This is a genomic window from Pseudomonas sp. SM4, from assembly GCF_051913165.1.
Lineage (GTDB): Bacteria > Pseudomonadota > Gammaproteobacteria > Pseudomonadales > Pseudomonadaceae > Aquipseudomonas.
On sequence record NZ_JBODOE010000007.1, the window covers coordinates 256,840 to 269,463 of the forward strand.

The following is a 12,624-nucleotide window of genomic DNA, read 5'->3' on the forward strand; positions in this document are numbered from 1 at the left end:
GCTGTACCTGTAGGAGTGAGCCTGCTCGCGAAAGCGGTGTGTCAGTCACCATTGAAGTTACCTGACACACCGCTATCGCGAGCAGGCTCACTCCTACATAAAAGCGATGCAGTTCTTCGACGTTAGCCTAGGGAAAAAGACACTGCCTGACGCCCATAAAAAATGCCCCGTATCGTTTGATACGGGGCATTTCTGTTTAAGCGCTGAAGACCCGCTTGTGGCGGGTCAGCCAACGTCAGGCAACCGCTTCGCTGCGCTTGCCCAGCAGGCGATCGCAAACCACTGCAACGACCAGGGTCATCACGCACGGCACCAACCACGCCAGACCTTGCTCGCTCAGCGGCAGGTGCGACAGCTGCGTCGGCATCCAGTCAGCCAGTCCGGCGCCTTTCAGCGCATCAATACTGCCGAACAGGAACGACACCAGCATCACCGGGCCGAGAATACGCCCGTGTTCATGCCAGAAGTCTTTGCAGAAGCTCAGCGCCACCAGAACGATGCATGGCGGGTAAATCGCCGTCAGCACCGGAATGGAGAAGGCGATCAGCTTGGTCAGGCCGAGGTTGGATACCAGCAACGAGAACGCTGCAAGGATGATCACCAGGGTCTTGTACGACAGCGGCAGCACGCGGCTGAAGTATTCGGCACAGGCGCAGGTCAGGCCGACCGCCGTCACCAGACAGGCCAGCGAGATCAGCACCGCGAGGAAACCGCTGCCCAGCGAACCGAAGGTGTGCTGCACGTAAGCGTGCAATACCGCTGCACCGTTGGTTGCACCGACGGCCACTTCATGGCTGCCGGAACCGAGGCGGAACAGGCTGATGTACACCAGCGCCAGACCGACACCGGCAATCAACCCGGCGATGATCGCGTAACGGGTGATCAACTTCGGCGACTCGACGCCACGGGAACGGATCGCGTTGACGATGACAATACCGAACACCAGCGCGCCGAGGGTATCCATGGTCAAGTAACCATTGATGAACCCCTGGGAGAACGGCGCCGCGACGTATTCCGGCGTGCCGTGACCGATGTCACCGGCCGGCAAGGCGAATGCAGCGATGCCGAGCACTGCCAGCGCGATGATCTTCAGCGGCGCGAGGAAACGGCCGACGGTGTCGAGCAAACGCCCAGGGTAGAGCGAGATGAAGAACACCAGCAGGAAGTACACCGAGCTGTAGAGGAACAGCGCCAGCGGGCTTTCACCGGTCAGCGGCGCCAGGCCCACTTCAAACGAAACGGTCGCGGTACGCGGGGTGGCAAACAACGGGCCGACCGCCAGGTAGCATGCAGCCGCCAGAATGCCGCCGGCGACCTTGCCGATCGGGCTGCTCAGCGCGTCCATCGCCCCACCGACCTTGGCCAGTGCAACGACGGTGATCACCGGCAGACCCACTGCGGTGATCAGGAAGCCCAGCGCGGCCATCCAGACGTGAGGTCCGGCCTGCAAGCCAACGATCGGCGGGAAGATGATGTTGCCGGCCCCAACGAACAGGGCAAATGTCATAAAGCCAAGTGCCAGGATGTCCTGACCTTTCAAAACTTTCATTAAGGTAATACCACACTACTGAATCGGAATTTAGAGGGGGATTGCCCTGTGTAATTAGGGAAATGCTGTCGATCCGTATGGGACTGACCCTTAAAGCGCGTTGCATGCCTTGTGGGCGGCAGACGCAAAAATGGCTGCTAGCCTAACGAATTTGGCTTACAAACGCACTGTTAGAGGGCGAACTATCCGATACGCGACGTTTTTGTGTCGCGTTTACGTATCTATTTTTCGTTGGGATGGCAAAGATCAAAAGATCGCAGCCTGCGGCAGCTCCTACATGGAATGATAGTTGCCGGCCATGAATGCATTCCGACCGTTCGCCCTGAAAATGCAATTCCATGTAGGAGCTGCCGAAGGCTGCGATCTTTTGATCTTCTGATCTGCAGAAACGACAAAGGCCACCCGAAGGTGGCCTTTGTTTGGTGAAGCGTCAGCTAAGCGCGAGGCTTACTTGACAGCCCAACCGGTCAGCTCGGCCAGGGCCTTGCCGATGTCTGCCAGCGAACGCACGGTTTTAACGCCTGCGTCTTGCAGTGCAGCGAATTTCTCGTCTGCAGTGCCTTTGCCGCCAGAGATGATTGCGCCAGCATGGCCCATGCGCTTGCCCGGAGGAGCAGTCACACCAGCGATGTAGGAAACAACCGGCTTGGTCACGTGTGCCTTGATGTAGGCAGCCGCTTCTTCTTCAGCCGAACCGCCGATCTCACCGATCATGACGATCGCTTCGGTCTTCGGGTCTTCCTGGAACAGCTTCAGGATGTCGATGAAGTTCGAACCCGGGATCGGGTCACCACCGATGCCGACGCAAGTCGACTGACCGAAACCGGCGTCAGTGGTCTGCTTCACAGCTTCGTAGGTCAGGGTGCCGGAACGCGAAACGATACCGACCTTGCCTGGCAAGTGAATGTGACCTGGCATGATGCCGATCTTGCACTCGCCCGGAGTGATAACGCCTGGGCAGTTAGGGCCGATCAGGACTACGCCCAGCTCGTCGCACTTAACTTTAGCGTCCAGCATGTCCAGGGTAGGAATGCCTTCGGTGATGCAGACGATCAGCTTGATGCCGCCGAATGCCGCTTCCAGGATCGAATCTTTGCAGAAAGGAGCCGGAACGTAGATCACGGATGCGGTAGCGCCAGTGGCTTCTACTGCGTCTTTAACGGTGTTGAACACTGGCAGACCCAGGTGTTCGGTGCCGCCTTTGCCAGGCGTAACGCCACCAACCATCTTGGTGCCGTATTCGATGGCTTGCTGGGTGTGGAAACTACCTTGCGAACCGGTAATACCCTGGCAGATAACTTTGGTGTCTTTATTGATCAGGACGCTCATTATTTGCCCTCCGCAGCTTTGACAACTTGTTGAGCAGCGTCGGTCAGGCTGGTAGCAGCGATGATGTTCAAACCGCTTTCTGCCAGTACTTTAGCGCCCAGCTCAGCGTTGTTGCCTTCAAGGCGAACAACAACCGGGATTTTCACGCCGACTTCTTTCACAGCGCCGATGATGCCTTCGGCAATCATGTCGCAGCGAACGATGCCGCCGAAGATGTTGACCAGTACTGCAGCGACGTTGGTGTCGGACAGGATGATCTTGAACGCTTCAGTTACGCGTTCTTTGGTAGCGCCACCACCTACGTCGAGGAAGTTGGCTGGCTTGCCGCCATGCAGGTTGACGATGTCCATGGTACCCATGGCCAGGCCAGCACCGTTGACCATGCAGCCGATGTTGCCTTCCAGTGCTACGTAGTTCAGTTCGAACTTGGCAGCGTGCGCTTCGCGCGGATCGTCTTGCGACGGATCGTGGAAAGTCTTCAGCTTAGGCTGACGGTACATTGCGTTGGCGTCGATGTTGATCTTGGCGTCCAGGCAGTGCAGATCGCCGTCAGCCTTGATCACCAGCGGGTTCACTTCCAGCAGAGCCAGGTCGTGATCCTTGAACAGCTTGGCCAGACCTACGAAGATCTTGGCGAACTGAGCAACCTGCTTGCCTTCCAGACCCAGCTGGAATGCCAGCTCGCGACCCTGGAATGGCTGAGCGCCAACCAGTGGATCGATAGTGGCCTTGAGAATTTTTTCTGGAGTGTCGTGAGCGATTTTCTCGATGTCCACGCCACCTTCGGTGGAAGCCATGAACACGATGCGACGGCTCGAACGGTCAACGACAGCGCCCAGGTACAGCTCTTTAGCGATATCAGTGCACGATTCAACCAGGATCTTGGTGACTGGCTGGCCATTGGCGTCAGTCTGGTAAGTCACCAGACGCTTGCCCAGCCACTGCTGTGCGAAGGCTTTGGCGTCTTCTTTGCTGCGAACCAGCTTGACGCCGCCCGCTTTACCGCGACCACCAGCGTGGACCTGGGCTTTGACAACCCACTCACTGCCGCCGATTTTGTCGCAAGCTTCTGCTGCTGCTTCCGGGGTGTCTACTGCGTAACCAGTGGAAACTGGCAGGCCGTATTCAGCGAACAGCTGCTTACCCTGATACTCGTGAAGATTCATGCTTTTTACCGTCTTCGTTAGGTACTGCGCATTCGGCGCTGCGCTCGATTGAGTGCCGCGCCACCTGTGACTGCTGCTTGCGTAGCCTTTCCGGATACCCGGTGCAACTACGCAAGACTGCGTCCAGCGGACATTCCGCGGTGAGACTTGCTCGCAAGGCTCACGACGGGCCGTTACCGCCGTGGTTTCTTATTGTCTGTTAACGCTTTTTGCGGTTGGCAATGTGGATGGCGCCGCCATTCACCGCCAAAGCAGCTTCGTGCAAGGCTTCAGACAGGGTCGGATGGGAGAAAACCATCATGCCCAGGTCTTCAGCGCTGGTGCCGAATTCCATACCGATCGCGCCCTGCTGAACCAGTTCTGCAGCGCTCGGGCCAATCACGTGCACGCCCAATACGCGGTCAGTCTTGGCATCAGCGATGACCTTGACGAAACCACCGGTATCGTTGGCGGCCATGGCACGGCCGGAAGCGGCGAACGGGAAGGTGCCGACGTTAACTTCAACGCCTTCAGCTTTCAAGGCCTGCTCGGTTTTGCCAACCCACGCGATTTCCGGGTGAGTATAAATAACCGAAGGGATCAGGTCATAGTTCATCTGGGCTTTGTGGCCCTTGATGCGCTCGACAACCATGATGCCTTCTTCCGAAGCTTTGTGCGCCAGCATCATGCCGCGAACCACGTCACCGATGGCGAAAACGCCCGGTACGGTGGTCGCGCAGTGATCGTCAACGTGCACGAAACCGCGCTCGTCGAGGGTCACGCCGCTGTCGGAAGCCAGCAGATCAGTGGTCACCGGACGGCGACCAACGGCTACGATCAGCTTGTCGAAAGTGATGGTCTGTTCGCCGTTGGCATCGGTGTAGTTCACAACGACTTCGTCGCCGTTCACTTTCGAGCCGGTCACGCGAGCGCCCAGTTTGATGTCCAGACCTTGTTTGGTCAGGGTTTTCAGTGCTTCCTTGGAAACAGCGGTGTCCGCTGCCATCAGGAAGGTGTCCAGTGCTTCGAGGACAACCACTTCCGAACCCAGACGCGACCAGACCGAACCCAGTTCCAGGCCGATCACTCCAGCGCCGATCACGCCCAGACGTTTAGGTACGGTCTGGAATTCCAGAGCGCCAGTCGAATCGACGATGACGTTCTGATCAACCGGAGCCGGTGGAATGTCGATTGGACGCGAGCCTGGAGCCAGGATCACGTTTTCAGCTTCGATGATTTCAACCGAGCCGTCTGGCTTGGTGACTTCGACTTTCTTGCCAGCCAGCAGTTTGCCGTGGCCCTGGATCGAAGTAACGCCGTTGGCCTTGAACAGGGTGGCAACGCCGCCGGTCAGGTTCTTGACGATGCCAGCCTTGCGGCCAACCATCGCAGCGACGTCCATTTTGACTTCGCCAGTCGAGATACCGTGAACGTTGAAGCTTTCTTTCGCTTCCTTGTATTTCCAGGAGCTGTCGAGCAGCGCCTTGGAAGGAATGCAGCCCACGTTCAGGCAGGTGCCGCCCAGGGCTTGCTTGCCTTCTGCGTCGGTGTACTTCTCGATGCAGGCAGTGGTCAGACCCAGCTGCGCCGCCTTGATGGCAGCCACGTAGCCACCAGGGCCAGCACCGATCACTACTACGTCAAATTTCTGCGACATTCAAAAAATCCTCTTTAGCAATAAAGCTACAAGCCGCAAGCGACAAGCTCCAAGCCCACCCCGCTCGCTTTGAGCTTGTGGCTTGAAACTTGAAGCTTGCCGCTGTTTTTTAGATATCCAGCAACAGACGCGCCGGATCTTCCAGCAGGTTCTTGATGGTCACCAGGAAGGTCACAGCTTCTTTGCCATCGATCAGACGGTGATCGTAGGACAGTGCCAGGTACATCATCGGACGGATAACGACCTGACCGTTGATGGCCATAGGACGCTGGATGATGTTGTGCATGCCCAGAATCGCTGCCTGCGGCGGGTTGACGATCGGGGTCGACATCATCGAACCGAAGGTACCACCGTTGGTGATGGTGAAGGTACCACCGGTCATCTCGTCCATCGACAGTTTGCCGTCACGGGCTTTTTTGCCGAATGTTGCGATGCCGCCTTCGATTTCAGCCAGGCTCATCAGTTCGGCGTTACGCAGAACCGGAACAACCAGGCCACGGTCGCTGGAAACGGCAACGCCGATGTCCGCGTAGCCGTGGTAAACGATGTCAGCGCCGTCGATCGATGCGTTAACAGCCGGGAAGCGTTTCAGTGCTTCGGTAGCCGCTTTCACGAAGAACGACATGAAGCCCAGGCGTACGCCGTTGTGGGACTTCTCGAACAGATCCTTGTACTTCGAACGCAGGGCCATGACTTCAGTCATGTCGACTTCGTTGAAAGTGGTCAGCATCGCCATGTTCGACTGAGCTTCAACCAGACGCTTGGCCACGGTGGCGCGAACGCGGGTCATCGGTACGCGCTTCTCGATGCGGTCGCCAGCGGCGAACACAGGAGCGGCGGCCGAAGGAGCAGCAGCCTTGGCAGGCGCGGCAGCCGGAGCGGCTTTCTTGGCAGCAACAGCAGCGACTACGTCTTCCTTGGTCACACGACCGCCCTTGCCGGTGCCGGCAACGGAAGCGATGTTGATGCCGTTTTCTTCAGCCAGCTTGCGCGCAGCAGGAGCAGCAACAGGATCGTCTTCGCCTTCAGCAGCAGCTGGAGCAGCGGCAGCGGCCGGAGCAGCAGCGGCGGCTGGAGCAGCGGCAGCAGCGCCGCCCGCTTCGATGGAGCCCAGCACTTCGTCGGACAGAACGGTGTCGCCTTCGTTCTTGACGATTGCGCCCAGCACGCCGTCGGCGGTAGCCAGAACTTCCAGTACGACTTTGTCAGTTTCGATGTCGACGATCAGGTCGTCACGCTTGACGGCGTCGCCCGGTTGTTTGTGCCAGGTGGCAACGGTGCCATCGGCAACCGATTCCGGGAAAGTGGGGGCTTTGATCTCGATAGCCATTATCTGTAGTTCCTTAAATTCGGTTTCAGGTGCGCGAAGGCGTTAAATGGTAAACGCGTCTTGCAGGAGTTTTTCCTGCTGCTCGGCGTGCATCGATGCGTAACCACAAGCAGGTGCAGCAGAAGCCTCACGGCCCGCGTACTCAAGTACGAGAGACTTGTCGAGGTTCCCGATGCTGCGACGCAAGTGGTGTTGGCTGCAGTACCAGGCGCCCTGGTTCATCGGCTCTTCCTGACACCAAACGGCATTTTTGACGTTGGTGTACGGAGCCAGGACTTCTTTCAAGTCGTCCTCAGGGAATGGGTACAGCTGCTCGATACGCACGATGGCAATATCTTCACGGCCTTCGGCACGGCGTTTTTCCAGCAGGTCGTAGTAGACCTTGCCGCTACACAGAACCACACGCTCGACCTTTTTCGGGTCCAGGGCATCGATTTCCGGGATCACGGTCTGGAACGAACCTTCGGCCAGATCTTCCAGGGTCGAGATGGCCAGCTTGTGGCGCAGCAGCGACTTCGGTGTCAGCACGATCAACGGTTTGCGCAGCGGACGAATCACCTGACGACGCAGCAAGTGGTAGATCTGTGCTGGCGTGGTCGGTACCGCTACCTGAATGTTGTGCTCGGCGCACAGCTGCAGGTAACGCTCAAGACGTGCCGAGCTGTGCTCAGGGCCCTGACCTTCGTAACCGTGTGGCAGCAACATGGTCAGACCGCAGAGACGGCCCCACTTGTGCTCGCCGCTGGTGATGAACTGGTCGATCACAACCTGTGCACCGTTGGCGAAGTCGCCGAACTGGGCTTCCCAGATCACCAGCGCGTCTGGCGTGGTGGTCGAGTAACCGTATTCGAATGCCAGTACCGCTTCTTCCGACAGGAACGAGTCGTACAGGTCAAAGCGTGGCTGACCGTCGTACAAGTGCGCCAGCGGAATGTAGGTGCCCGCGTCTTTCTGGTTGTGCAGCACAGCGTGACGGTGCGAGAACGTACCGCGGCCGATGTCCTGACCAGTCATGCGAATCGGGTGACCTTCAAACGCCAGGGTCGCGTACGCCATGGTTTCGGCGTAACCCCAGTTGATCGGCAGGCCGCCGGCTTGCATTTTCTGACGGTCTTCGTAGATCTTCGCAACCTGACGCTGAACCACGAAGCCTTCCGGAATTTCCAGCAGCTTGGCGGACAGTTCTTGCAGGGTCTTCAGATCGAAACGCGTGTCGTGACGCGCAGTCCAGGCGTGGCCCAGATACGGACGCCAGTCGACGAACAACTCTTTGTTCGGCTCTTTGACCAGCGATTTCACTACGTGCAGACCGTTGTCCAGCGCGTTGCGGTATTCGTCGACTTTCGCCTGAACACGCTCTGCGTCGAGCACACCGCCCTGGGTCAGACGATCAGCGTACAGCTCACGGGTGGTGCGCTGTTTGGTGATCTGCTGATACATCAGAGGCTGGGTGCCGCTTGGCTCGTCAGCTTCGTTGTGGCCGCGACGACGGTAGCAGACCAGGTCGATCACCACGTCACGCTTGAACTGCATGCGGTAGTCGATAGCCAGCTGGGTCACGAACAACACGGCTTCCGGATCATCACCATTCACATGGAGGATCGGCGCCTGGATCATCTTGGCAACGTCGGTGGCGTACTCGGTGGAACGCGAATCCAGCGGGTTGCTGATGGTGAAACCAACCTGGTTGTTGATCACGATGTGCACGGTACCGCCGGTCTTGAAACCGCGGGTCTGCGACATCTGGAAGGTTTCCATGACCACGCCCTGACCTGCGAAAGCAGCGTCACCGTGGATGGAGATCGGCAGAACCTTCTCACCGGTCGGGTCGTTACGACGATCCTGACGGGCGCGCACCGAACCTTCTACCACCGGGGAAACGATTTCCAGGTGGGACGGGTTGAACGCCATGGCCAGGTGAACTTCACCGCCGGCGGTCATCACGTTGGACGAGAAGCCCTGGTGGTATTTAACGTCACCGGAACCCAGCTCGACCTTCTTCTTGCCTTCGAACTCGTCGAACAGCTCACGCGGGTTCTTGCCGAAGGTGTTGACCAGTACGTTCAGACGGCCACGGTGGGCCATGCCGATGACGACTTCCTTGGTGCCGTAGGAACCGGAACGCTGGATCAGTTCGTCGAGCATCGGAATCAGGCTTTCGCCGCCTTCCAGACCGAAACGCTTGGTGCCCGGGTATTTGGTGCCCAGGTATTTTTCCAGGCCTTCACCGGCAGTCACGCGCTCAAGCAGGTGGCTCTTGATGTCGGCGGAGTACGTCGGACGACCACGCACGCTTTCCAGACGCTGCTGGAACCACTGGCGCTGCTCGGAATCGGTGATGTGCGTAAATTCAGCGCCGATGGTGCGGCAATATGTCTGCTGCAACGCTTCGTGAATTTCGCGTAGGCTCGCTTCCTCTTTGCCGATGAACAGGTCGCCGGCACGGAAGGTCGTATCAAGATCGGCATTGGTCAAGCCGTAATGATTGATCGACAGGTCTGCAGGTGCAGGACGCTGCCACAGCCCCAGCGGGTCAAGCTGGGCTGCCTGGTGGCCACGCATACGGTAGGCCTGGATCAATCGCAGCACTTCAACTTGCTTCTTCTCGTGCTCACTGCTCACGCTGCCGGCGGAAACCGGTTGGGCGCGGCGCTGGTTCTTTGCCAGCAGCACGAAATGATCGCGAATTGTGGAGTGCGAAACATCAGTGGCAGAGTTGCCGTCGGCAGGCAACTTCTGAAAGTAGGTGCGCCACTCTTCTGGCACAGCGTTAGGGTCGTGCAGGTAGAGCTCATAAAGCTCTTCCACATAGGCAGCGTTTCCACCTGAAAGGTAGGCGCTGTTCCACATGCGCTGCATCACGCTTTCTTGCATGCTTGGTCACCCTCGGTTAGGGGAACACCATCGATGTCGACACCGAGCAAACTTGCAGAAGTCCGAATGCAGCGACTAAAACAAGCCACTTAGGATCACACTGATAGTCCGGGTACCAGCCCGGATGCCCCTGCTTGTCTCATTTCTTCAAAATAAGAGCGGCAGCTTGTGGCTACTGCTCTGGTTATAGCCATGACGCGGGTTGAAGCCCGCGCCACAGCCTCTACGGTACAGCGGTTACAGCAGCTGAATCACACGCCGCTTGAAAGCAGCATGTTACGGATGTGACCGATGGCCTTAGTCGGGTTCAGGCCTTTCGGACATACGTTGACGCAGTTCATGATGCCCCGGCAGCGGAAGACGCTGAACGGGTCATCGAGTGAAGCCAGACGCTCGTTGGTCTTGGTGTCACGGCTGTCTGCCAGGAAGCGATAAGCTTGCAGCAGTGCAGCTGGACCCAGGAACTTGTCCGGATTCCACCAGAAGGACGGGCAAGAGGTCGAGCAGCAAGCGCACAGGATGCACTCGTACAGACCGTCGAGCTTTTCGCGCTCTTCTGGCGACTGCAGACGCTCGATGGCCGGAGCCGGCGTGTCGTTCTGCAGGTAAGGCTTCACCTTTTCGTATTGCTTGTAGAAGATGCTCATATCGACGACCAGGTCACGGATAACCGGCAAACCTGGCAGCGGACGAACAACCAACTTGTTACCTTTTACAACGGCGGACAGCGGCGTGATGCACGCCAGACCGTTCTTGCCGTTGATGTTCATGCCGTCGGAACCGCAAACACCTTCACGGCAAGAGCGACGATAGGAGAAACCCTCGTCCTGCTCTTTGATCAGGGCCAGTACGTCCAGCACCATCAGATCTTTACCACCGGTATCGATCTGGAATTCCTGCATGAACGGCGCTGCGTCCTGATCAGGGTTGTAACGATAAACGCTGACTTGCAACATGGCGGCCACCCTTAATAAGTCCGAATCTTAGGTTCAAAAGTCGGAACAGTCTTCGGCGAGAAGTTCACGGCACGCTTGGTGACGCGCTTGTCACCCGGGAAGTACAGGGTGTGGCACAGCCAGTTTTCGTCGTCACGGTCTTCGAAGTCTTCACGGGCGTGAGCACCGCGCGACTCTTTGCGGACTTCAGCGGCGATGGCGGTAGCTTCAGCCACTTCCAGCAGGTTCTGCAGTTCCAGCGCTTCGATACGAGCAGTGTTGAACGCCTGCGACTTATCGTTGATTTTCACGTTGGCGATGCGGGTACGCAGGTCAGCAAGCTGAGCGATACCTTTCTGCATGTATTCGCCAGTACGGAATACACCGAAATAGTTCTGCATGCAGTTCTGCAGCTCGCGACGCAGGGTTGCCACGTCTTCACCGTCGGTACGGCTGTTCAGCGCGTTCAGACGCGACAGGGCAGCTTCGATGTCGGCTTCGGTAGCGTCGTCGTATTCGATGCCGTCGGTCAGCGCCTTTTCCAGGTGCAGGCCGGCAGCGCGGCCGAATACCACCAGGTCGAGCAGCGAGTTGCCGCCCAGACGGTTGGCACCGTGAACCGATACGCAAGCCACTTCGCCTACAGCGAACAGGCCCGGGATGATCTTGTCGACGCCTTCAGCGTCCTGGGTGATCGCCTGACCATGAATGTTGGTGGCAACGCCGCCCATCATATAGTGGCAAGTCGGAACAACCGGAACCGGAGCAACAACCGGGTCAACGTGAGCGAAAGTCTTCGACAGTTCGCAGATGCCTGGCAGACGGCTGTGCAGTACTTCTTCGCCCAGGTGGTCGAGTTTAAGCAGTACGTGGTCGCCATTCGGGCCGCAACCGTTGCCAGCGATGATTTCTTTAACCATCGAGCGAGCAACAACGTCACGACCGGCAAGGTCTTTGGCGTTCGGAGCATAACGCTCCATGAAACGCTCGCCGTGCTTGTTGATCAGGTAACCACCTTCACCACGGCAACCTTCTGTAACCAGTACACCGGCGCCGGCGATGCCGGTCGGGTGGAACTGCCACATTTCGATGTCTTGTACCGGCACACCAGCACGCAGAGCCATGCCAACGCCGTCACCGGTGTTGATCAGGGCGTTGGTGGTGGACGCGTAGATACGACCTGCACCGCCGGTAGCCAATACGGTGGCTTTGGCGCGGATGTAGGTGGTTTCGCCGGTTTCGATGCAGATCGCGATCACACCGACGAAGTCGCCTTCCTGGTTTTTCACCAGATCGACAGCGTAGTACTCGTTCAGGAACGTGGTACCAGCTTTCAGGTTGCCCTGATAAAGGGTGTGCAGCAGCGCGTGACCGGTACGGTCGGAAGCGGCGCACGTACGGGCAGCCTGCCCGCCTTTGCCGTAATCCTTGGACTGACCGCCGAACGGACGCTGGTAGATACGACCCTGTTCGGTACGCGAGAACGGCATGCCCATGTGGTCCAGCTCATAAACAGCAGCCGGGCCTTCCTGACACATGTATTCGATAGCGTCCTGGTCACCGATGTAGTCGGAACCCTTGACGGTATCGTACATGTGCCAGCGCCAGTCATCGTTCGGGTCAGCGGACGCGATTGCGCAAGTGATGCCGCCCTGAGCGGAAACAGTGTGCGAACGGGTCGGGAAAACCTTGGTGATCACGGCAGTCTTGTGACCGCCCTGTGCCAGTTGCAGCGCAGCGCGCATGCCGGCACCGCCACCACCAATAATGATGGCGTCGAAAGAAATCGTTGGAATGTTAGCCAT

8 protein-coding genes are annotated in these 12,624 nt (G+C 58.1%); all 8 read right to left on the minus strand.

The window, feature by feature from the left end:
* Window positions 1–235: 235 nt before the first annotated feature.
* Entirely contained in the window at window positions 236–1,549 is a 1,314-nt protein-coding gene (gene brnQ, locus ACQ4MY_RS15610) for a branched-chain amino acid transport system II carrier protein (protein WP_008082971.1), read from the minus strand.
* Window positions 1,550–1,996: 447 nt separating this feature from the next.
* On the minus strand, window positions 1,997–2,878 hold the full coding sequence (sucD, locus tag ACQ4MY_RS15615) for a succinate--CoA ligase subunit alpha (RefSeq protein ID WP_008082972.1): 882 nt from the start codon (window positions 2,876–2,878) through the stop codon (window positions 1,997–1,999).
* On the minus strand, window positions 2,878–4,044 hold the full coding sequence (sucC, locus tag ACQ4MY_RS15620) for an ADP-forming succinate--CoA ligase subunit beta (RefSeq protein ID WP_007919879.1): 1,167 nt from the start codon (window positions 4,042–4,044) through the stop codon (window positions 2,878–2,880). Before sucC ends, sucD begins: the two co-directional genes overlap by 1 nt.
* Before the next feature lie 199 nt (window positions 4,045–4,243).
* A complete protein-coding gene (lpdA, locus tag ACQ4MY_RS15625; protein WP_008082973.1) occupies window positions 4,244–5,680 on the minus strand; it encodes a dihydrolipoyl dehydrogenase in 1,437 nt (478 codons plus the stop codon).
* Between the two features lie 109 nt (window positions 5,681–5,789).
* Complete coding sequence (odhB, locus tag ACQ4MY_RS15630) at window positions 5,790–7,010, minus strand: 2-oxoglutarate dehydrogenase complex dihydrolipoyllysine-residue succinyltransferase (protein ID WP_053118490.1); 1,221 nt, start codon at window positions 7,008–7,010, stop codon at window positions 5,790–5,792.
* Between the two features lie 42 nt (window positions 7,011–7,052).
* Window positions 7,053–9,884, minus strand: a complete 2,832-nt coding sequence (locus ACQ4MY_RS15635; protein ID WP_440095743.1) for a 2-oxoglutarate dehydrogenase E1 component — start codon at window positions 9,882–9,884, stop codon at window positions 7,053–7,055.
* Window positions 9,885–10,135: 251 nt separating this feature from the next.
* Window positions 10,136–10,840 carry a succinate dehydrogenase iron-sulfur subunit gene (locus ACQ4MY_RS15640; protein WP_008077942.1) on the minus strand — a complete coding sequence of 235 codons (705 nt, stop codon included), beginning with the start codon at window positions 10,838–10,840 and terminating at the stop codon, window positions 10,136–10,138.
* Window positions 10,841–10,851: 11 nt separating this feature from the next.
* Window positions 10,852–12,624, minus strand: coding sequence for a succinate dehydrogenase flavoprotein subunit (gene sdhA / locus ACQ4MY_RS15645; protein ID WP_008077944.1), 1,773 nt, complete (start codon window positions 12,622–12,624; stop codon window positions 10,852–10,854).